Here is a 22,935-nt window from a genome sequence, read left to right on the forward strand (position 1 = left end):
TTTCATATCGATGAACGACAACTGACAAAGGCTCAACTTTTAATTTATATTCTATCCATTTTTTTTGTACAATTAATGTATCTATATGGAAATATTACTAAATATTTAAATGCTTTTTGTGGTATGGTCAACAGAGAATAAATTTAAAATAGGAATGTAAGAATATGGAAACCTTTATACCTTTATTAGCGAGCCCAATTTTATGGATCACCTTAGTGGTGTTATATACTTTAAAAAAAGGGATTTATTTTGTACCACAAAATAGAGGATATGTGATTTATACATTAGGTAAATATGATAAGACCTTATCTGCGGGTCTAAATTTTATTATCCCTTTTATTCAATCAGTTGCTGCAGATAGAAACCTTAAAGAACAATCATTAGATATCTCTTCCCAATCGGCTATCACCAAAGACAATATATCTTTAGAGCTAGATGGTATTTTGTTTATGAAAGTAACAGATGCAGCCGCTGCAACTAACAATATTAGCGATTATAAACTCTCTGTGACACAACTCGCTATGACAACTATGCGTAATGCCATTGGCTCTATGGAGCTAGATGAATGCTTCCAATCGAGAGATACAATCAACGCAACCATATTATCAGCTATGACCGAAGCGACCGCACCTTGGGGTGTCATGGTAACACGTTATGAAATTAGAGATATTATGCCACCACAAAGTATTCGCGAAGACATGGAAAAACAAATGACTGCAGAACGCGAAAAACGCTCTGTAATATTAACTGCTGAAGGTGTAAAAACTGCAGCGATAACAGAAGCTGAAGGTTTAAAAGCAGCAAGAGTACTAGATGCAGAAGCCTCTAAAGCTGAACAAGTTTTAAACGCTCAAGCTGATAAAGAGAAACAAATTTTAGAAGCAACAGGCAAAGCAGAAGCGATTCGATTAGTTGCGAATGCTGAAGCCGCAGCACTTTCTACAGTAGGTCAAGCTGCTGAAACTCACGCAGGTCAAGCAGCGGTTACTTTAACGCTCGCACAAGATACCATTGCAGCACATAAAGCAATAGCTGCAGATAGTACCGTTGTACTGACTGATGGTAAAACAGGTGAAAACATAGCTAATACAGTTGCACAAGCGATTGCTGTTTCTAGTTCATTAAAACTACCAGATACGAACTCTGTGCAACCATAATAAGAGGATTGCTATGGATATAGTTAACTATTTTTCGATCCACCACGCACAGTTATTATATTTGATAGCAGGTGTGAGCTTTATTTTAGAGCTTTCTGTTCTAGGAATGAGTGGACCCTTGTTATTTTTTGCGATAGCTTGTGTTAAAACAGGTGTATTAGTTCATATTGGCTGGATTTCAGGCTGGGAAAGTGAATTATTCACTGTAGCCGTTTTAACAGCTTTGTTATCTGTATTGTTATGGAAACCATTTAAAAATTATCAAAATTCAGGCGGTGGTCTTGACACCAGTAGTGATATGATAGGTAAACAGGTGCCCAGTGTAGATGAAATTACGCTAGCTGATGGCCATATTCGTTATTCTGGTATTAATTGGAATGCAAAATTAGATGGTGATACTAATGATGAGGTTATTGAAGCAAATACCCAATGTATTATTACTGCCGTTGAAGGTAATACTATGCTTGTAAAACGCATTTAACACTTTAAAAATAAGTCCTTTTGATGTAAATAATATCATAAACACCTTTATACCCATGTTACTTCAAAATGCATGTTTCAGAACTATCTGAGCGAGTCCAATTCAAATTTTTAAGTATCATGGGCATATAACTTTTAAAACCTTATATGCTCTCCTTCATTCAATACATATAAAGGAATGTTTGACTTAAGCTTTTTTTGCATATGTAATAAACGAAAAAGCGCTGAATGTGAAGTATGATCTCCCATCATCCAACTTGAATTACCATAACCCCAAGGGATCATGACTTTACAATTTAAATCCTTAGCTGCCTGTAAAGCATCTTCTGGCGTTGTATGTACCTTTCTATACCATTTAGGGTCTTCCTTATTAAAGTAAGATGCAATTGGCATTAAACATACATCAATATCGCCGTATTTTTGCTGAATATCTTTAAAATGTGGTGAATAACCTGTATCTCCTGCAAAAAATAATTTTTTATCATTATGTTCCAAAACCCAACCTCCCCATAATGTAGCATTATGATCTTCGTATAGATATGGCACCCAAATTCTGCTACTAAAATGATGAGCTGGAACAAAATGTGCTTTTACTTCCCCTAATTTTTTACTGGCATACCAAGCCATTTCACTGATATCAAAACCATTATCTGGAAACTGTTTTGCAAAGCCTAATGGTGTTAAAAACTTGGGCTCAGAACCTATTTTTACAATATCGTCTTTATTAAAATGATCGTAATGAATATGAGAATACATTACGGCAGTGGTTTTTGTTAAAATATCAATACTTATAGGCATTGCAGGATTACGATTAAAGCCTTCACTCAGACGAAAAGCCCAGTTTACTGGCCAATCAAATTGAGCTGATACAGGATCAAATAAAAACTGCTGTCCGTTTGATGTATTAATTATAAAACTTGCATGACCTAGCCATTTAATATCAAAGCCCGTTTCAAGATTCAATTGTGGATTTGTACCTCGATATTCACAATCTTGCATTTTAGATTCGCATTGAATCAACGGTGTTACTGGGTAGCAACCTGCTTCACAAGTAACAAGATAGTCAGAAAAATTTCCATATAGATTGGTATACCTATCCTGATAGCCTTCAATATCAGTGTATTTAACTACAGCATCATTAGGAATAAGCGTTTCAACATTATTATTTGTGCTACAAGCAGTTAAACCCAAAAGAATCAAACTAAATGACATGCTTCGCATTAAAAAAACCATTTTATTTTAAAACTTCATTTTAACAAAAACTTATAAAATAGACGTACCTTTTTTTTAAAAAATATTGATACGATTTAAATCCAAGTCATGAATGAGCTATTTAAGAAAACTAAAAAATATTTTTCCGAAATTTTGTTTTCAAATATAAGGTCTCCTATCCCTACAAATTAAATTTTTACGACTCAAATAGAGGTAGGTTATTTTTCTATGCTAAAAATAATATCCCATACAACATTACAAACTCGTTTATTAATGGGGTTTAGTGCTGTTTTAATAATGATGTCATTAATCACTATTTTCGGAATTAATAGTGTCAATACGATAGATAAATCAATGACAGTTATTACTGATATAAATTCAATGAAACAAAGATACGCAATTAATTTTCGCGGGAGCGTTCATGATAGAGCGATTGCAATTCGAGATGTCGTTTTGATGAAGGATAATAACCAACTGTTTAGCACATTAGCATTAATTAAACAGTTAGCAGAATTTTATAACAATTCCCGTATTCCTTTGGACCAGCTTATGACTCAAGGTGCTACACAAAGGGAGCAAACGATACTTGCCAACATTAAACATATTGAAAATAAAACTCTCCCCTTGGTAAAAAAAATTATTAGATTAGTTGAACAAAACAGAAAAAATGAAGCTGAAAATATTCTTTTAAATTCTGCCAGCACTGCATTTGTTAAGTGGTTAGAAACAATCAATCAATTCATAGATTATCAAGAGCTTGAAAATCAGCATGCAACAAAATTTGTTAGAGAAACCACAGCTGATTTTCAAGGTGTGATGTTAGCTCTAACTGGTATTGCTTTTTTAATCAGTGGCATTATTGTTTATCGTATTGCAAAGGGTTTAAAAGTTTCTTTAGATGGTGAGCCTAAAGATGTAGCTGGTTTGCTTTCTCAAGTTGCAATGGGTGACCTAACCCAAAATATAGAAGCAAATTATGAAAATAGTGTACTGTTTTCATTGAAAAAAATGCAAAACCAATTAAGTGCCACAGTTTCAAATATTACAGGAGCCTCAAAAGATATAAATGGCCAAATTGATATTGTTTCTTCTGGATCAGCTCAAGTGTTATACTTGGTACAGCAACAAAGAGAGTGTACAGCACAAGCAGCAGAGAATCTAAATCAAATGCGCGATAAAACTTACACTGTGTCTCAAATACTTGTACAAACAGAAAAAAATTCTTCACAAACACTAAATTCTTGTACCGTTGGCAGTCAATCTGTCAATGATACAGCGATAGAAATAGAAAAAGTATTAACAACCGTCAGTTTAGCATTAGAAAAACTACAAAAGCTAGAGCAACGCACTAAAGATATTAGCGGTATTATTTCAGTAATAAGTGGCATATCAGATCAAACAAATTTATTGGCTTTAAATGCTGCAATTGAAGCAGCAAGAGCTGGAGAGTCAGGTCGTGGCTTTGCTGTTGTTGCTGATGAAGTAAGAACATTAGCTCAAAGCACGAGTACTGCTACATCTGAAATAGAAGCATTATTAACTGAAATCACACAAGAAACTACCGAGTCTGTTATTGCCATGGAGTCAACCTTACCCAAAATTGAAAAAGGGCTTTCTCTCGGAGTTGATTCTTCAAAATTGTTAGCTGAAATAGAAAATCAGGCAAACAATTCATTATTAAATGTAAAACAGGTTGTTAACGCTTCAAAAGAACAAATTATTGCTATAGATGAACTATACGAAGGAATGAAAAGAGTAGCTCAAATGTCAGATTGTTCAACTGATTCTTTAGAAAAGAATAATGATGTCGCAAATACATTAAATGTTCTGGCAAATAATTTAAAGGAACAAATTGGTTATTTCAAAGTGAAAAAATTCAGCTAATTCATGTCATTTAAAAAATGCAAATAAAGACCATTAAATTCTTTATTTGCCACTTTGATATTATTTAACTTCCCCCTATAAAATAGTGTAATTATTCAACAATTGTAAGCTTATGATTTAAAATAATATAAATTTTATATTTATTTTTACATCTTGTCATAAAACTTTAACATTACCCTTGTATGCTTCGTACCCATTTTAACTAATTTTGATGTTTTTAACTATTTCAATTTTCCAAACATTAAAAGATACAGCTAGGTCAGGTATGAAATTCACGCAAATAAATCATATTTTAGGTTCTGTTACAGGACTTTTATTATCCACAAGCGCTTTTGCGACAATCCCTACAAATTATTATGAAACTGTAGATACATCCTCAGCAACAGCACTTAGAAATTCGTTACATGCCATCATAGATGATCATACACGTTTTCCTTATACTTCATCTCAAACAGATACTTGGGATATTTTAGAAACTGCAGATCAAGATCCAAGTAATGCATCAAACGTAATTACAATTTATAGAAATGCCAGTTATCTAAAGGAACATGGGGGTAATTCATTTTATAATCGTGAACATACTTGGCCTAAGTCATACGGGTTTCCTGATGATAACTCAAGTAATTCCCCTTACACTGATGCTCATCACCTATTTATTGCAGACAGTGGCTATAACTCTAGCCGCTCTAATAAGCCCTATGCAAATTGTGACTCAAACTGTGATGAAAAAGTAACAAAGTCAAATAATGATAGAGGTGGTATAAACTCCAACTGGACAGGTGGGTCATACTCAACTGGTAGTTGGGAAACTTGGGATGCAAGAAAAGGTGATGTCGCTCGTGCTCTTATGTATATGGCTATACGGTATGAAGGAGGTGTACATAATGAAACTGGTGCCTCTGAGCCAGATTTGATACTAACAGATGATAGAAATTTAATCAGTGCTTCTAACACAGGCTCAAATGAATCTATCGCTTATATGGGATTAAAATCAACGTTAATACAATGGCATAAAGGTGATCCTGTTGACGACTTTGAAAAACGTCATACTGATGCTGTGTATGCTCATCAAGGTAACAGGAACCCTTTTGTTGATCACCCTGAATACGTTGCTTGTGTCTTTGAATCAATTTGTGATGGCGAGGCTGATGTTATCGCACCCAACGCTCCCTCTAACCTAAATGGAATTGGCAACCCAGGTAAAATAACGCTTAATTGGCATGCTAATTCTGAAGCAGATTTAAATGGTTATAACGTTTATAGAAGTGATGAATCTGGTGGTACTTTTGATAAACTAAACGCATCTGTAATGAGACAATTAGAATTTAAAGATGTCACAGTCGAGCCACTTAAAGAATACTACTATGTAATAAGTGCAATTGATTTTTCAGGAAATGAATCTGACGTAAGTAATGAAGCAACAGCAGCTGCAAGTGAAGTCATCATTAAATCAAGTGATGCGTGGATTAATGAGTTTCATTATGACAATTCCAGTACAGATGTTAATGAATTCATTGAAATAGCAGGAAAAGAGAATACAGATTTATCAGGCTGGTCGCTAGAATTATATAATGGTAATGGTGGTGCTATATATAAAACGGTTCCTCTAAGTGGTGTTATCAGCAATCAAGATAATGATTTTGGTACTGTCATCTTTTTAATCTCTGGAATACAAAATGGTGGCCCTGATGGCTTTGCATTAATCAACCCTGCCAATGAAACAGTTCAATTCTTAAGTTATGAAGGCAGTTTTATTGCAAAAGGAGGAACTGCTGATGGTGTCGAATCTATTGATATCGGTGTATCAGAAACATCTTCAACTGCTGTGGGAACGTCCTTACAACTGTCAGGAAATGGGGCTAGCTATTCTGAGTTCACATGGTTAAGCTCTTCAGCTGAAACTCCGGGAGCTGTGAATACATCTCAAACTTTTTCATCACCAAACCAATTACCTGAAGCGAACTTTACATATATTTGTACTGATTTAACTTGTCAATTTAATGCTAGTAACAGCAGTGATACTGATGGTGAAATAACTCAATACTTATGGCAATTTGGTGAACAGCACAACGGCATAAATCCGATTGAAAGTCATACATTTACTGATGAAGGTATTTACAGTGTAACTTTAACCGTTACTGATAATAATGGTGGTACAAGTACAGTAAAGCAGGATGTTTCTGTTTCAATTGAAGAACAATCATTCTTTGAAAATACAACTGTAATGCCGATATTAGATAAAAAACGCACAGTAAGTAAAATTAATGTACAAAGATCTTTTAGTGATGAAACTGCCACTGTAAATGTTGATATCACACACTCTTATCGTGGTGATTTAAAGATTAAACTTAAGTCTCCAAAAGGCACTATCTATAAGTTAAAATCAAAAGATAAAAATGATGATAAAGAAGATGTTCAAGAAAGTTACATTATTGATATACATGGTGATATATCGGGGAAATGGAAGTTAATAATAAAAGATAAAGTCAAAAAAGATGAAGGTCAACTTAACTCTTGGTCTATTCAATTTTAAAATTTAATCTCATTTAAATATACAATTGGGCGTGTAATTAATTACTTCACGCCCTGCTAAACATCACAATATCTTAATCATCCTTGATTTAAGACTACTGCATATTTCACTACTAAACATCAAATTCATTTCCTCCTGATAGATCTTCTAATTTAAATAAATCTTTATTCAAATTTGGTTACAGTATTGATTGATATTTTTGATATGTTATATTATAACAATTAATTCATTTGGATTGTGTCATGAAACTACAATGTATAAGCGATAAAACTGCAATTGGGCTTTCAATGTTATGTATAGCGCACTGTTTGTTAATACCTATCCTCATTATTCTTATACCTTCTATTTCAGGTATATTGTCATTTAATAATGAAGATTTTCATAAACAAATTCTATATCTAATGGTTATATTTAGCTTGATTGCTTTATTTATAGGATTTTTAAATCACAACAAGTTAAACGTTTTTCTACTTGGTTGTTTTGGATTATTACTTCTGATATCTGCTGTTCTGACTAAAGTTCAAATATTTGGTTCACTGACAGAAGTTATATTAACGGTATTAGGTTCTAGTATTGTGGCGTTTAGTCATGTAAAAAATTATCAGTTACGCCAACAACACAGTACAAAAAACACAGCCTAGCATTATAGATATTATCGTTATTTAAAAGGGCATGATTAAATTAAAGTAGCCCCCTCTCCTTAGTCAAATTGGACCATATGTACATGAATATAAACTTACCTGATATTACTTCAGGGCAATATGCCCTAACGCAACTGCCTCTTAGATGGGTTGGAATGGAAGCTATTGCCATTCCTTTAGAAGTACCTATATCTGATTTTACAATATTATCAGTAAATGCCAAAGCTGACATTTTTGTGAGTTTAGATAAGCCTGAGGCCAAGGGAATTCATATGTCGAGGTTGTACCTCAAATTAAAAGACAAGTTGACATCATATAATTTAAATGGAGAAATGCTAACTGAATTACTACATGAGATCATCAGTTCACAAGAAGGTCTCAGTGAAGCTGCTAAAATTAATCTCTCGTTTGAACTAACTATTCGTAAAAATGCATTATTAAGCAATGAGTTTGGCTATCAAAGTTACCCTATTTCAATTTCAAGATCTTATGTTCATGGAAAAACGGTTACTGAATTATCTTTAACAATACCATATTCTAGTACTTGTCCTTGTTCATCTGCATTATCAAGACAGGCTTTAAGCGATAAACTGGACCAAAGTTTTGCAAGTATTAACATTGATAAAAATGAATTGTTGCAGTGGATCATTTCAGAGAAAAATACGGCAGCAACAGCTCACAGCCAAAGATCATATGCCTATTTGAAGTTTACATTAAAAGACGAGCACTTACCCAATTTAAATGATTTAATTCTTAAATTTGAACAAGTAATGGGCACACCAGTTCAAACTGCAGTAAAAAGAGAAGATGAACAAGCATTTGCAAAATTAAACGCTGAAAATTTAATGTTTTGCGAAGATGCAGCGAGAAGATTGAAGCAATCGATTGAAAATAATAGCAATATTAGTGGATATTGGTTTAAAGTAGAACATCAAGAAAGCCTACATGCGCACAATGCAGTCGTAATTGATCACAACGAGCAACCTTATGAATAAAATATTAAAAGCCCTTGCTATTCCAACATGTCTATTTTATTTATCAGGGTGTGAACATCCTGAACACGCAAGTGTACAGCCAATATCTGAACTGAAAAACAAGGCACCATTAACGATAGCAACTTGGAATATTGAACACTTAGCTTACCCCAGTGATACTGGATGTAAACCAAGAAACCAAGAAGATATCGAAAAGCTACGTACATATGCCAAAAACTTAGATGCCAGTATTATCGCATTACAAGAAGTAGCATCAAAAGAAGCATTAAAATCCATTTTCCCTGAAAATAACTGGCAGCTGATCATGTCTGATCGTGAAGATAGCCCAATATACGAATGTCGAGAGAGTAGATTTCAATCAACGCAACAAAAAGTCGCTTTCGCTGTACGTAAATCAATTCCTGTAGTAGACATTAAACATAACAATCAGTTTAACCTTGATATACCAGGGTTAAGAAATGGACTAGCTATTACTGTAAACACACCGCTTGGTAATACTGAAATACTAAACGTTCATCTTAAAAGTGGCTGTTTTGTTAATGATTATGCAAAAAGTGGCAAAAAGGCATGTCAAGTTTTAGAAAAACAAGCTCCGATACTAGATTCATGGTTAGAACAACGTGAAAGAATTGACTCCCCTTACATCATTTTAGGAGATTTTAATCATAGATTATCAACTCCTGACAACCATTTTTTTCAGGTATTAAATAACAATTCCAATAAAAAAGAGCCATCATTACACCTTGCTACTGAAAACTTAAAAGGATGTCATCCAAGATACCCTGAACCTATTGATCATATTGTAATTGGTGGCACTAATACTGATATTTCAAAAAAATCCGCAAGCGTTCACAGTTATATAAATATGAATGAAGATGAGATGTTAAGTGATCATTGTGCTATTTCAATAAGCCTTTAACACATTTGGGTCATTCTCTTAATATGAGGATGACCAAACCTTTAAATTCAGGCCCCCGATACAATATTCACTCATAGAAATATAGCTTCATTGTATTTAAAATATAATTGACTAAGCTCACTTTTGAAATTTTTGTATGATATCTTTTAAAGCAGCATCAAAAGCGCCTCTATTTAATGCTCCTTTTAATTGCTCAACCACAATATTAACTTGATCTTTTCGAATACTTAGCAATGTAGTGCCGGGTTCAATAACATCAAGAGGTACAACGCAGCCTCCTAAATTGAGAGACAATGATATTTCATTTTTAACTATTCCTTTATTCATATTTTTAATTATGACATGTGCTCGTGCTTGTTCTGGGGTTAATTTAGATAATATCTGAATCATTTCCATCTGTTTATATCCTGTTTTAATTTTAGGTCCTCATAAAAGATAACGATTGAATATGACAATTTGAAGAGGATGTAGTATTTGTCTAATTGAATCAGAAACTATGAAACTGACGTTTAAAAAAACGATATGATTTTACAAAATAAATCAGAAGTTAAAAATTGATACTGAATAGTTAGATAAAATTTAATCATATCGAAATAACATCTTAGATGTCTATGCTCTTGTAACCTCACAACAAGTTTGATTCTTCCGATTCTTCCGATTCTTCCGATTCTTCCGATTCTTCCGATTATTCAAATTAGGAACTATACTTTTTAAAGTTGGTTATAGTTTAACTAAAATGGTGAATATATATGCGCTTTTTAATAGCTTATAAAATTATCTTTATTGGTTTTGTTGGGGTTTTAGCAATACTAATTAATATCTTATTTAATTACCAGGTAAGTGAATCAAACCGCGTTAGTTTATCTAATATTTCTAACTTACACATCCCATTGGTTGATAATATAAATCACTCTATCTTACAACTTAAACAAATAAAGGGCTCATTAACAATCGCGGTGTCTACTGGTGAAATAGAGTTAATTGAGGAAGTAAGAAATTTACAAGTTGGACTTGAAGCTCGTTTATTAGAAATAGCAAAAATAGATGCATCCTATGAAGGGGATGTTACAAAATATATTGATGACATACGCCGCTATTTAAATTTAGCAACTAAATTATCAATTAAAATTATCAATGAAGAAGTTTTTTCCGAAGTTGATAAGAAAATGATTAGCGAAATGAATAAACTCTATAACGATTTATTACTCGCTCTTGAAAAATCTAGAGATATACTAAGTAATCGTTTTTCTGATGTTGTCACTGCTGCTAGTGTAGCAACTAAACGCTCAATATATATTAATTTATTTATTGCTATGATCACAGCAATTATTATTTTTATCACTGCTCTTACTATTTCTCGTTCAATTTCTACAACTATTCGACGAGTAATCAATAATATGAATAAATTAACTGAGCAAGATAGTGGATTTGAATCGCGGATAGATAGTATTAATAATGATGAAATTGGAGATTTGGTAATTGGTTTTAATTCTTTTGTTGTTGGTATGAGTAAAATATTTGTAAAGATTCAACAAGAAAAATGGTTAAAGGCTGGAATTGCCGAGCTGAATATTTGTATCAGTGATGAAAAAGATACTCGACAATTTGGTGATGCTCTCTTAAAGTTTATGGCAAGTTATGTTTCAGCCAATATAGGGTGCTTTTATATTAATGAAAAAAAAGATGGCTGTAACCTTTATCAATTAAATTCATCATATGCTTGCGCCAGTGAAAAAAAACCTCGCTTGCAATTCAAAGATGGTGAAGGGTTAATCGGTCAAGCCGCTTTAAATAAAAAAATGATGATCGTCAATAATGTACCTAATGAAAGTATTGGTGTAACAAGTGCTATGATTGAAGCTTCCCCTACAACCATTGCTATCTTACCTTTACTATTTGAAGATAGTGTCATAGGTTTAATAGAATTTGCTTTTTTAGCTGAACTAACGAAGGAACAACTGTTATTTATAGATGCTTCAATAGAGCCTATTAGCCAAAGGTTATATGCTTTAACCTCTAGAATGAATACAGAAATATTGTTAAAACAAACACAAAAACAAACTTTAGAATTAGCATCAACTCATAAAAAAATGACTGATAGCATTAATTATGCGTCACTCATACAATCTTCGATTATTCCGAACGAAAGTGATTTTAAAAAAGCGTTTTCTGATTACTTCACATTATGGAGCCCTAGGGACATAATCGGTGGAGATATATATCTTTTCAGCTACTTACCTAATAGAAATGAATATTTACTAATGGTAATTGATTGTACTGGCCATGGGGTTCCTGGAGCATTTGTTACAATGTTAGTAAAAGCAATTGAAAGACAAATTATTGGTAAAATCAACCAAAGTGAAAGTATTGATGTAAGTCCAGCTTGGATTTTGGGATATTTTAATAAAACGCTCAAGAAATTGCTTCATCAAGAAGATTGTAATAGCGTGAGTAATGCTGGTTTTGATGGTGGTGTATTATTATATAATAAAAACAAAAATTTAGTTAGGTATGCAGGTGCAGAATTAGCTTTACTTTTTATACAAAATGGCATGATAAATCAAATTAAAGGAGATAGACAATCTGTAGGTTACAGAAATAGTAATAGTGCTTTTGTATTTACAGATCATGACATCGCAATAAACAAAGACACTTATTTATATCTCACAACTGACGGGTATATTGATCAAAATGGTGGTCCTAAAAAGTTTCCTTTTGGGAAAAAGAAACTACAAAAGACTTTGCTAGATATACATTCCAAAACATTTGAAACGCAAAAGAAAATACTTTTACAAAAAAATATAGAATATAAACAAGAAGAAGAAACAACAGATGATTTAACAGTGATTGGTTTAAAATTAGAATGCACGCAATAAGAAAGCCTTCATAATCGTGAACATATTTTATTTCTCTTTGATTGAGAGTAACACAGCAACTGGATATTTTTTAGATAGTAAGAATATATTGTATATAAAAGTAACGTTTAATTAATTCGATTTACTAATGTTAATGCGTTTCAAGAATCATAAGCTAAATATTATACATATTTCTTTATTTTTTATAAATATTATACTTTAATTTGTTTTAGAAGTTGCTCATTAAATAATAATTCTAAGCTCTAGAGATCCAGTATCCAGAGTTATAAAAATGGGAGGTTCCATTCGATAATAATTAATTTAACGTTAAATAGTGGCAGTTTACTCATTATGTTATTGCCACCTCTTAGTTGAAATTCAGATTATTAAAATTGAGCAGAGTCAATCTTTAGAGACTCCTAACGATAAGCTAACAAATACTTGTTGTGGTATGTGGTATGCCACACATATTTATTTTTAAGTCGTTATTTATGCGGGTTTATTGAATTATGTAAAGTAAAGATCTGCACTCTTTCATTAATTTATCAATATAACGTGAAGAGTAAGGAAGAAATAATGAAACCTAGCTTACTACTAATACCCATAATAATTGGTTTAACTACCCATAAATCATTAGCAGATATAAAAATTAATGGTTTTGGTTCTGTTGTTGCAGGAGCCGTTCTTAAGGGGGATGGATATATTGCAGATTACCCCAACTTAGGAGTATATGAAAATCAATTTGATGTAAGCCAAGAAACACGTTTAGGTTTGCAAGCTAAAGCCCAAATTGATGACAAGCTATCAGCAACTATTCAAATGATGAGCCGATCAGCCAATGACTACTCACCAGAAGTAGAATGGCTTTACACTTCCTACAAAATCAATACCAACAGTAATGTTCAAATAGGTCGCATGCGTATGCCTGTATACTATTACTCTGATTTTATGGATGTTGGTTATGCATACCCCTGGGTTCGCATACCTGCGGATACCTATTCGTTAGATATTACAAATTTTAATGGTATTAAAATTAATGCCGCTAAAAAGCTAGGTGATATATACATTAAAACCTCTTTATATACCGGCCAAGAAAAAAGTGAAAGTGATGAATTAATGAGCTACTTATTTGAAAGCTTTACAACAAATATAGATCGTAGTTTCGAGAATATATTAGGAGGAGTAGTAGAAAGTAGCTACTATGATTTTTTAGCAAGAGCAACTTATACCAAAGCTGATATGCTAGAAACGCAAACATATTATGATGGCAGTGATGCAGACATTAATTTCGATATTAAATTTTATGATTTATTTTTAAAATATGAATTTGATATTGGTATTTCAATAATGGCAGAGTATAACAGATACAAGCCATTCTATGAATCCTATTTTGGTTCACTTGTCTACCAAGATCAAGCTATGAGTTATTATTTAAGTTGGTCTAAATTTGATTTAGATACTGCTTTTGAAGAGCATGATACAACGAGTATTGGTGTAAGATATGATGCTGAAAGTTATGCACTTAAATTTGATATCAGCTCAATGAAAGATAATGGTTTTAATCCATTTAGCGGTAAAACAAATCCGGTATATCACAAAGCAACTGATAGCGGTGATGTAATAACTGCTACCATTTCACTCGACTTTGTATTTTAGGAGATAATGATGAAAACATTAATACTGATTTTTGCTGCTACAATTAGTTTACATTCACTACCTTCATATGCTGAAATTGCTGTGATTGTAAATCTAAATAACTCTGTTACAGTTAGTGCTGAAGATATCAAAGGGATATTTTTAGGAAAAATTAATTCATTTCCTAATGGCGTACCTGCTATCCCTATCGTGCAAAAAGCTAAAACACCTGTGGCGGATGAGTTTACCAAAAAAGTATTACATAAAACTAATAGTCAAATTCAAGCTTATTGGTCAAAATTGATTTTTACTGGGCAAGGAACTTCTCCTAAAGAGCTACAAAACAGCGAAAAAATATTATCTATCGTTTCTACCAATCCAAATACGATAAGCTATATAAATGCAGCTGATATCACTGAAAAAATAAGGGTTCTTATTAAATTTTAAATATCTTTGTTCACCTAAAAAACTTGACGTAGATCGCCATATTAGATCTGTTAGTGAGCTTTGAGTGATGGAAAATTAATGACAATAAAGGTTTTTTTAATATTTTAAGTAACACTTTAAAAACTGAAATCAGTTCAAAACAGCCAATATTTGATTACCTTATTTTATCAAATAAAAGAGATATATATCTCACCTTATATAATTTCAAATGTTTAAATTATGAATAAATATTAAGAAATCCTCTTTGTTGAAAGGCTTTTCCATAAATATAATATCTGAAGGTATTATTTTTGTCTGAATTTCAGTTTTGTCACTAGCAGATAGAATAAAATATTGTGCTAACTTATATTTTTCCCGCAATTTTTCTATTAAAAAAATGCCATTTGTGTCAGGTAGTTGATAGTCACAAATAACAAAGTTGGGTTTTACATTACTTATAAATTGCAATGCTTTTTCAGCACTATTATACGCCTGTACATTAATTCCAAGTTCTTCTAATAAACGTTGACATAATTCAAGGTTCATCTCATCATCATCAATTATTAATGCTGATTTACCTTTTAGTATACTTCTGTTATACGTTTCCTTTTTACTTATAGTTGTATAGGGTAAGCGAAATACAACTATTGTCCCCTTATTTTTTACGCCCCGAATACGAATTTTACCACCAATACCTTCTAAAACTTTATTACACATGTATAAGCCAACCCCAATTGCACCTTGACCTCCCATTTTATTTAGTTCACCTGTCGTACTAAATGGATTTGAAAAAATAAGTTTAGGATTTACACTTATACCTTTACCATAATCTTGAACTATAACTCGAATATAATTACCAAATTGATTTTCAACCTCAGATATATAGCAATTTACAATTGCTCCAGAACTATACTTAAATGCATTATTCACAATATTGGTAGTAAGTTGAAAAAACTTTGGTGAATCAAAATTTATCAGGCCAATTTCTTCGCTAAAATGTAAAATTAACCGTTTTTTTGATTTAAAAGTATAAGAGCTATAATACGATTTTATTTTATTTAATAATGCAGGTAAGTTTGTCGGTCTATTGTTTAATGTTAACTTTCCAGCTTCTGCGCAGCTATAATTCAAGGTGTTTTCAGCAACGCTATTAAGCATATTCGCTGACCAAATAATGTTTTCTACTACTTCTTGACTCTCACTTTTTAGAGCCTCCTGTTTTTTAAGTCTTTCACAAAAATAGATAACACTATTGATAGGTGTTCTTATTTCGTGGTTAATGGAAGATAAAATAGCAATTCTACAATTATTTTCTATATTTTCTAAATCTATTTGTTGTTTTATATTTATATGTTTATATATTAGGAATGAACCAAGCAATCCCAAAGTGAAAATAAACACAACTGTACTTAATAAGATAAACTCATTCTGCCAACTTAAATCATATTCAACCAACACTGAATAATATGTATTAAGAGAGGGTAAATCGAAAAATGTATCTTGATTGTACCTATTCAACGAAGAATACCAATTAACAGGCTGTATATTACACTCATTAGTTTGAATTATGTGCTGTTGTCCAATTAATTTCACACAATTATCGGCAGATAAATTGAGCAGGTTTAATAACGCGTGATCTGAAATTAAATAAACTAAGTATGGATTCTCACTCTGATCCAACGGTACTATAAATGATGTAAAGTTCGGGATATCTATTATAGGAGCATTTTGAGCTGAAATATTTATTGTTAATTTATGCTTATAGTTATTAAATTCATCTGACGAAACAAAATCTATACTATTGTGGTTATCTAGAGCAACTATATAAACACCATTTTCAGAAATAAGCTGCTGAGTATATAATTTAAACTCTTCTGAATTAACAAAAGTAGAAGCACTAAAAAATGCCTGAATAGATGCTATATTAGTTTGGTGCTTAATCATGGATGTTTCAATTTGATTAAAAATTAATTGAGCTTGATTTTTAAAGTTATCTTTTTTACTGCTACCTTCATGTACTAACAAAATCCAATTACTGATAATAGTAAATATTAATATTGTAATTGAACTTAAAATAGAAGAGTTAAACAATTTCAAGTTGATACTTCCTTTGATCATTACCCGACAAGCAGAAAAATATTAATTTAATGTTAAATATCGGAGCTATTCATTAAACTTTTCTTTAATAAGTAAAATTTCAGACTTACATCGCAAAAATATGGATACCAATGTAGGGTCAAAATGTGCTCCGGCATGTTCATTTAAAAAATTAAAAGCATCCTCTGTGGGCCAAGCTTCTTTATAAGGTCTAACAGATGTTAAAGCATCAAAAACATCAGCAATTGCAACAATACGCCCTTCAATAGGAATATCTTCTCCTGATAGTCCATAAGGGTAACCGGAGCCATCCCATTTTTCATGATGACTCAGCGAAACTGTTCGAGCCATTTTTAGTAATGCACTTGTATCTTCACCTATTATTTCTGCACCAATTTTAGGGTGTAGTTTCATTATATCGTACTCTTTATCAGTCAGTTTCCCTCTCTTTTTTAAAATTGCATCTGGGATCCCTATCTTTCCAACATCATGCATAGGTGCAGCTGCTGTAAGTAATGATACTATTTGAGGATCTAATTTTATGGCTTTAGCTAATACTTCAGTATAGTTGCTCATACGAATAATATGTAAACTAGTTTCATTGTCTTTATATTCTGCTGCGCGACCTAGAATTTGTATGATTTTAAACTGATTTTCTTCAATTTGTTTAGTTCTAATTGAAACTAATCTTTCTAGTTCTTTATTTTGATTGCTTAAAGCTAAATGCGTTTTAATACGAGCTAAAACAGTACTGCTATTAATCGGTTTTTTTATAAAATCAGAAGCCCCTAGTTGTAAACCATATTCTTCATCTGTTGGATCTGTTTTTGCGGTAATAAATATGATGGGTATTGAACTAGTATATAGATTTTCTTTTAGCTGACGGCAGACCTCATATCCATCAACATCAGGCATCATAACGTCCAATAATATCAGATCTGGCTTTTCTATTTCCATTGCAATTTTGATTGCTTTATTACCATTGATAGTTGCTTTTACATTATAAAAAGGTTTAAGGATATTACCTAACACCTTAATATTATTACTATTATCATCTACAATTAAAATGGTACTCTGGAACTTATTCATTTGTCTCTCCATTTATTAATCTTGTATCTGAATTTAGTGTTTCTAAGATACTTAAGGCATCCTCAAATTCATAATCATCTATTGATTGAATTAGGCTCTGTACTTTATCTTTTCCAAAAAAACTGTTAAAAAGATCTTCTACATCCTCTATTATTTCGTTTGCCTCAATATTATTATCTTCTAACATAGATTTTAAACTACGAATATGCCTTATAATATCCTGACTCATAACAACTGATATTTCTTTTTCTTCATGGGACATAAAATCTAACTGGCTAATCAATTCAATAACTTCAAAGATTTTTTCATCAATAAGTTTTACTTGTTTAATTAGATTATCATCTGTTTCTTGTCCGTCATCAAAAGAACGCTCTAATTGCTCTGCGAGATTATTTATATTTGCTGCACCTATATTACCTGAAACTCCCCGAAGTGAATGAGCTTGTCTTTTGGCAGCACTCCTGTTTTTTTCAAGTATTAAGTTCTCAAATCGTTGTAAGAAATCGCATTCTGAATCTGCAAATTTTTTTAATAACTTCTGATATAAAGACACACTACCAGAGCATATTTCTAAACCTACTTGAAAATTTATTATATTTGAATTATGCGATAAATTTATGTTTTCTTGCTCAGAGAGAGAAGTGAAGATTTCAGGTTTGGAGGGAGTAATCCATTTTCTCATAATGCTAAAGAGTTTATTTATATTAAACGGCTTTTCAATATAATCATTCATGCCACAATCGAGCGCTTTATTTTTATCCGCTAACATTGTATTTGCTATCATTGCAATTATAGGTAGTTCACTCAAATTTAACTCTTTTCTTATCACTTGTGTTGCTTTATATCCATCCATAACAGGCATTTGACAATCCATTAAAACACCATCAAAGCGCTCTCTTTGAAGTTTTAATAATGCGTCTTTTCCATTTATAGCACAAGTTACATTTATTTTATGTAAACTAAGTAAGCTACTCGTTACCTCACTGTTAATCTCATTATCTTCTACAAGCAAAATATTAGATCCTGCTAATAACTTGGTCATATTATTTAAATTATTCGTTTCTGGTAAGTGATGCGTTATATCATTTAAAGACTCATTAAAAGCAATTAAAAGCGATTTTGCCATATTATATGGTGTTACTGGCTTATTAACAAAAGCATCAACACCGAGATCATTTGTAACCAGATCAAACTCTTCCTGACCATAATCTGTAACGAGGATTATTTTTGGTCTCATGTAATTATTTGTTGTTACTAAATAATGTATTTTTTCAAGTACCTTAAAGTCATTATCCGAAGACATTTTCCAATCCATTAATATTAATTCAAATGGCCTTGATGCCTGTTCAGAGGAGAAAATCGATAACGCGTCATAACCAGATTCAGCTGATGTTACCATCATGCCAAATTCACGTAACATTTGAGTAATAATATTTTTTACAGCCATACTTTCATTAATAACTAACGTATTAATATTTTTAAACTTATTAATATAAGGTTGTAAAGAAGGTTCATTAGGTACTATTTTTAATTGCGTTGTTATATTAAATTCACTTCCTTTACCTACTTCACTCTCAACCCATATTTCTCCTCCCATTAGCTCAATAAACTTTTGACTTATCGCAAGACCTAATCCTGTTCCCCCATGCTTACGAGTTAAAGAGCCATCTGCTTGACAAAACGCATCAAATACATGTTCAATATCTTTTAAATTGATACCCGCCCCACTATCCTTTATGTTAAATTTCAATATAATATCAGTATCTTTTCTACTAACCTCCATCACAGTCACGATTACCTCACCATACTCAGTAAACTTGATGGCATTATTTACTATATTCAGTAATACTTGGTTTAGTTTAGTTTGATCTCCAATGTAAATATCTTCTAAGGCAACTGGTATATCAAATATGAGTTCTATATTCTTATCATATGCAAATATAGATAAGTTTTCTGATAAATTTTCAAATAAATCATATAGTTTAAATTTAGAGGTCTCTAACGTTAATTTATCAGCTTCAATGTTTGAAAAATCAAGGATATTATTAATGATACTTAATAATGACTCAGCAGATTTATGAACTTTATCTAAATGTTGTCGTTGTTTTTTATTCAAATCACTATTAATAAGTATATGAGATAAGCCTATAATTGCATTCATAGGTGTGCGTATTTCATGGGATATGTTGTTTAAGAAATGAGTTTTTGTTTCATTAGCCTTTTCTGCTTGTATTTTCGCTAACCTCATCCTTGAAGACATACTAACAATGGAACTAGTCGATTTTTGAATTATGTATATTAATATCAATAAAGATATAATAAAAATGCTTGAAAGTAATGGTAATAATGGATTTAAATTAAATCTATTTTTATAAAGTAATAACTGAGTTCCATGGAAGTTATAAAGTAAAGAATTAGTGTTTTGTAACAAGTTATAAACTTCTTGCTCTATTTTGTAAATTTCAAGTACAGTTTTTAGATAAGTATCATATTTTATTTGATATTGTTTAAGGACTTTCTGTAAATGTAACCCAGAGCCATCTTCACTTAATTCATTTAAATTTTTTAAAACTTCAATAGTTAATATTTTAATCAATTTAGATATTTTATTTCTTGTCTCATTACTTGTTTCTGTTATGGAAATATTAGATAGATGAGTCAGTTTAATTATTTTTAAATTTAAAGAGTTAAATTGTTCATTATTATATTTGGGGGTTTTAGCATCAAAAATGAATAAATTATGATAAAAAATCACAAGTTTTTCATTTAATTCTACACTTAAAGAATGAAGCTCATGCTCTTGTTTTTTTATTAGAGGATTCAATTTAAACAATTGACGCATATGAGTTTCGTATTGACGAAAATTATTTTCTATCTTCTGAAAAATATTTCCAGCTTCAGTGCCTTGATACTCTTTAGTCAATTGGCTTGCTAATTTATATGTTTGTATAATAGTATCGGTAGCATCACTTGCTGTATTAAAACCAATTTTAAAGCGATATTCCATAGCCTTGAGCTGACTTTGTAAAAAACTATCTAATAACTCATCAGTTTGCACGTATTGCTCTGTCGATTTATGTAATGAATTAATACTAAACCAGCTGACTAACCCCGCACACATTAATATAACAATGACAGTAACAAGGCTAAAATAAATTTTATGGCCGTTATGTATTTTTTTAATTTTAATCGATTTCATTATTTTACCTTAACCTTGTGCAAGGCGAAAACCATCACCATTAGATTTTATCATTGGTTTATCCCTACCACGAAAAGATGTTGACATATAAGTTGGTTTGAATTTATATGATCCCCCTCTTAAAACACGCCTATCACATCCTATATCTTGTTGTGGATATGCATCACGTGGGGAGTGTTCATAAGAACTAAAACAATCAGCCACCCATTCCCAGAGATTGCCATGCATATCATAAACACCAAACTTATTTGCTGTGAATGATTTTACAGGTGCAGTTATCTTATAATCCCATTTAGAATTACAGCCCCAGCAATTCGCATTATTAACACCAACATCTTCTCCCCATGAAAATTGTGTATTACTATTTGCTTTAGCAACATATTCCCACTCAGCTTCTGAAGGTAAACGAAATTTACTCCTTGTTTTTCGATTAAACCATGGAATAAATACATTGGTTATTTGCTCCCAACTAACCGAATGAACCGGATGTTTTTTAGTTTCATTTATGTTCATTTCATTTTCAGGGCAAACATTTTCAGCTATACATATTTGATATATTTCCCAAGTCATTTCGTGTTCCATTATTCTAAATGGATTGATGTACACCTTATGAACTGGCTGCTCTCTTTTTTCTTTTATTGATCCCATCATAAACATTGCTTCAGGTATGGCTTGAAAATGTATTGGGATGTCATTAACATAAAAAGTTTTATCTTGTTCAAGATCTAAAAATAATAAAGGCTCTAATCTGACTGATTTTTGTTTTTTTACATCAATAACCTGTGATTTATAATTTGGATGAGATACTTTTACATAATCTTCAGTAGTAAATAGATTAAATGACGACTCTCGTGAAATAGATGCTTTAGCAGGTCTCACATTAATATTAGGAGATGATGTTTGATCCATAAATAAATCGGGTATACCGGTTAGCCATAACATCAAAACAATAATAAAATATAATCTTATATTTTTACTATTTTTTAAAATGCTAAACATTTTTGTTACCGAATGTATGATTAGGTATTAGTATTAACTGCAAACTTTTCTCCTTCGAGGGTTAGTTCTAAAAATTTAAGTACGTAGTCAAAATATGACCAATAAATTTATGTATTCATAATTTATTCAATTTTATTTTTAATAATCATATTTTTTAAACTCTTGGATTAAAGTAGACGTTAAATTATTTGCTTGCTCAAAATCTAATTCATCTAACATAGCTTCTAAATTAAGCAGTCTATTTTTATGAATACGCGCCACTGGTATTAATTGTAAATAGTGAAGTTGATCAATAGCAGCTATATCAGAATCTTCAATAAAGATTCTTAACTTCATTAATCCTGCTAATAACTTTTTCATATCATTGTCACTTGAAACCTTAACGGTCTCAACTGAAGGCTGAAAATCTACAATGTTATTTTCAAAAACTTTAAGTTCAGACATGAGAATTTGTAATTCTCTTTCTACTACCTCTACAGCCTTTTTAGTATTAGAACCTGCTTGATCTAACGCAATGAGCGCTGAATGTAGCTCCGTAGCACCTATATTTCCAGAAGCTCCTTTAATATCATGTACTAAATTATGCAAATCCTCATTATTGCCATTTGATTGTAATTGCTTAAATCCTGCAATAAAGTTGATATTGTTATGTAGAAATTTAATTAATAAGTTTTTAAATAATTTATTATTATATTGGCAGCGCTCTAAACTGGTTTCTATATCGAGATGTTTCAGCATAGAAAAATCAATATCCTCTTGTTTTTCTACTGTTTTATTGCATAACTCTTCACTATTTTCAACTGAATTAATCCAA

General features: G+C 31.5%; 17 protein-coding genes. 10 read left to right on the forward strand and 7 right to left on the reverse strand.

All coding sequences use genetic code 11. The features are described from left to right. Positions 1 to 164: 164 nt before the first annotated feature. Both CJF42_RS05925 and CJF42_RS05930 read left to right on the forward strand, forming a co-directional pair. Positions 165 to 1,157 (forward strand): SPFH domain-containing protein, encoded by a 993-nt coding sequence (locus CJF42_RS05925; RefSeq protein WP_095365796.1) that lies wholly within the window; start codon positions 165 to 167, stop codon positions 1,155 to 1,157. A 13-nt stretch (positions 1,158 to 1,170) separates the two neighbouring features. Next, positions 1,171 to 1,638: an NfeD family protein gene (locus CJF42_RS05930; RefSeq protein ID WP_095365797.1), complete on the forward strand. Its 468-nt coding sequence runs from the start codon at positions 1,171 to 1,173 to the stop codon at positions 1,636 to 1,638. 134 nt (positions 1,639 to 1,772) lie between these two features. On the opposite strand, the gene CJF42_RS05935 is transcribed toward CJF42_RS05930, so the two are convergent. Beyond that, positions 1,773 to 2,858, reverse strand: coding sequence for an MBL fold metallo-hydrolase (locus tag CJF42_RS05935; protein WP_095365798.1), 1,086 nt, complete (start codon positions 2,856 to 2,858; stop codon positions 1,773 to 1,775). Positions 2,859 to 3,077: 219 nt separating this feature from the next. Here CJF42_RS05935 and CJF42_RS05940 point away from each other — a divergent pair, with 219 nt between their 5' ends. The 5 genes from CJF42_RS05940 to CJF42_RS05960 all read left to right on the forward strand — a co-directional run bounded on the left by CJF42_RS05940 (position 3,078) and on the right by CJF42_RS05960 (position 9,821). After that, a complete protein-coding gene (locus tag CJF42_RS05940; protein WP_095365799.1) occupies positions 3,078 to 4,733 on the forward strand; it encodes a methyl-accepting chemotaxis protein in 1,656 nt (551 codons plus the stop codon). Between the two features lie 265 nt (positions 4,734 to 4,998). Then, the gene (locus CJF42_RS05945) at positions 4,999 to 7,266 is read left to right on the forward strand and encodes an endonuclease (RefSeq protein ID WP_141235491.1); all 2,268 of its coding nucleotides are present in this window, start codon (positions 4,999 to 5,001) and stop codon (positions 7,264 to 7,266) included. A 242-nt stretch (positions 7,267 to 7,508) separates the two neighbouring features. Next, on the forward strand, positions 7,509 to 7,907 hold the full coding sequence (locus tag CJF42_RS05950; protein WP_095365801.1) for a MerC domain-containing protein: 399 nt from the start codon (positions 7,509 to 7,511) through the stop codon (positions 7,905 to 7,907). Positions 7,908 to 7,990: 83 nt separating this feature from the next. Further along, entirely contained in the window at positions 7,991 to 8,902 is a 912-nt protein-coding gene (gene folE2, locus CJF42_RS05955; RefSeq protein ID WP_095365802.1) for a GTP cyclohydrolase FolE2, read from the forward strand. Next, positions 8,895 to 9,821 carry an endonuclease/exonuclease/phosphatase family protein gene (locus CJF42_RS05960; protein ID WP_095365803.1) on the forward strand — a complete coding sequence of 309 codons (927 nt, stop codon included), beginning with the start codon at positions 8,895 to 8,897 and terminating at the stop codon, positions 9,819 to 9,821. Before folE2 ends, CJF42_RS05960 begins: the two co-directional genes overlap by 8 nt. A gap of 117 nt (positions 9,822 to 9,938) precedes the next feature. Here CJF42_RS05960 and CJF42_RS05965 read toward each other — a convergent pair whose 3' ends face one another. Further along, entirely contained in the window at positions 9,939 to 10,217 is a 279-nt protein-coding gene (locus CJF42_RS05965; protein ID WP_095365804.1) for a hypothetical protein, read from the reverse strand. 353 nt (positions 10,218 to 10,570) lie between these two features. Here CJF42_RS05965 and CJF42_RS05970 point away from each other — a divergent pair, with 353 nt between their 5' ends. The 3 genes from CJF42_RS05970 to CJF42_RS05980 all read left to right on the forward strand — a co-directional run bounded on the left by CJF42_RS05970 (position 10,571) and on the right by CJF42_RS05980 (position 14,758). Next, entirely contained in the window at positions 10,571 to 12,697 is a 2,127-nt protein-coding gene (locus tag CJF42_RS05970) for a SpoIIE family protein phosphatase (RefSeq protein ID WP_095365805.1), read from the forward strand. Between the two features lie 555 nt (positions 12,698 to 13,252). Next, complete coding sequence (locus CJF42_RS05975; protein WP_095365806.1) at positions 13,253 to 14,332, forward strand: hypothetical protein; 1,080 nt, start codon at positions 13,253 to 13,255, stop codon at positions 14,330 to 14,332. A gap of 9 nt (positions 14,333 to 14,341) precedes the next feature. Next, a complete protein-coding gene (locus CJF42_RS05980) occupies positions 14,342 to 14,758 on the forward strand; it encodes a type 2 periplasmic-binding domain-containing protein (protein ID WP_095365807.1) in 417 nt (138 codons plus the stop codon). Between the two features lie 204 nt (positions 14,759 to 14,962). Here the strand turns inward: CJF42_RS05980 and CJF42_RS05985 are convergent, their stop codons facing one another. From CJF42_RS05985 to CJF42_RS27245, 5 genes are all read right to left on the reverse strand, one after another. Continuing rightward, positions 14,963 to 16,834, reverse strand: coding sequence for a hybrid sensor histidine kinase/response regulator (locus tag CJF42_RS05985; protein WP_170940493.1), 1,872 nt, complete (start codon positions 16,832 to 16,834; stop codon positions 14,963 to 14,965). Positions 16,835 to 16,900: 66 nt separating this feature from the next. After that, positions 16,901 to 17,923 (reverse strand): HD domain-containing phosphohydrolase, encoded by a 1,023-nt coding sequence (locus CJF42_RS05990; RefSeq protein WP_170940494.1) that lies wholly within the window; start codon positions 17,921 to 17,923, stop codon positions 16,901 to 16,903. Further along, a complete protein-coding gene (locus tag CJF42_RS05995; RefSeq protein ID WP_095365810.1) occupies positions 17,916 to 21,122 on the reverse strand; it encodes a response regulator in 3,207 nt (1,068 codons plus the stop codon). The genes CJF42_RS05990 and CJF42_RS05995 overlap by 8 nt, the downstream gene beginning before the upstream one ends. Before the next feature lie 9 nt (positions 21,123 to 21,131). Further along, positions 21,132 to 22,121, reverse strand: coding sequence for a formylglycine-generating enzyme family protein (locus tag CJF42_RS06000; protein WP_095365811.1), 990 nt, complete (start codon positions 22,119 to 22,121; stop codon positions 21,132 to 21,134). Positions 22,122 to 22,259: 138 nt separating this feature from the next. Beyond that, positions 22,260 to 22,935, reverse strand: a 676-nt coding sequence (locus tag CJF42_RS27245; RefSeq protein ID WP_170940495.1) for an Hpt domain-containing protein, incomplete at its 5' end; no start/stop codon positions are given.

Source organism: Pseudoalteromonas sp. NBT06-2 (assembly GCF_002276045.1).
In the GTDB taxonomy this organism is placed as follows: Bacteria; Pseudomonadota; Gammaproteobacteria; order Enterobacterales; family Alteromonadaceae; genus Pseudoalteromonas.

Bases quoted from the DNA above. Each gene is read 5' to 3' on its own strand.
- CJF42_RS05990 (WP_170940494.1), bottom strand. From the start codon at position 17,923: ATGAATAAGTTCCAGAGTACCATTTTAATTGTAGATGATAATAGTAAT.
- CJF42_RS05960 (WP_095365803.1), top strand. From the start codon at position 8,895: ATGAATAAAATATTAAAAGCCCTTGCTATTCCAACATGTCTATTTTAT.
- CJF42_RS05950 (WP_095365801.1), top strand. From the start codon at position 7,509: ATGAAACTACAATGTATAAGCGATAAAACTGCAATTGGGCTTTCAATG.
- CJF42_RS05975 (WP_095365806.1), top strand. From the start codon at position 13,253: ATGAAACCTAGCTTACTACTAATACCCATAATAATTGGTTTAACTACC.
- CJF42_RS06000 (WP_095365811.1), bottom strand. From the start codon at position 22,121: ATGTTTAGCATTTTAAAAAATAGTAAAAATATAAGATTATATTTTATT.
- CJF42_RS05995 (WP_095365810.1), bottom strand. From the start codon at position 21,122: ATGAAATCGATTAAAATTAAAAAAATACATAACGGCCATAAAATTTAT.
- CJF42_RS05970 (WP_095365805.1), top strand. From the start codon at position 10,571: ATGCGCTTTTTAATAGCTTATAAAATTATCTTTATTGGTTTTGTTGGG.
- CJF42_RS05925 (WP_095365796.1), top strand. From the start codon at position 165: ATGGAAACCTTTATACCTTTATTAGCGAGCCCAATTTTATGGATCACC.
- CJF42_RS05945 (WP_141235491.1), top strand. From the start codon at position 4,999: ATGAAATTCACGCAAATAAATCATATTTTAGGTTCTGTTACAGGACTT.
- CJF42_RS05965 (WP_095365804.1), bottom strand. From the start codon at position 10,217: ATGGAAATGATTCAGATATTATCTAAATTAACCCCAGAACAAGCACGA.
- CJF42_RS05935 (WP_095365798.1), bottom strand. From the start codon at position 2,858: ATGCGAAGCATGTCATTTAGTTTGATTCTTTTGGGTTTAACTGCTTGT.
- CJF42_RS05980 (WP_095365807.1), top strand. From the start codon at position 14,342: ATGAAAACATTAATACTGATTTTTGCTGCTACAATTAGTTTACATTCA.
- CJF42_RS05940 (WP_095365799.1), top strand. From the start codon at position 3,078: ATGCTAAAAATAATATCCCATACAACATTACAAACTCGTTTATTAATG.
- CJF42_RS05930 (WP_095365797.1), top strand. From the start codon at position 1,171: ATGGATATAGTTAACTATTTTTCGATCCACCACGCACAGTTATTATAT.
- folE2 (WP_095365802.1), top strand. From the start codon at position 7,991: ATGAATATAAACTTACCTGATATTACTTCAGGGCAATATGCCCTAACG.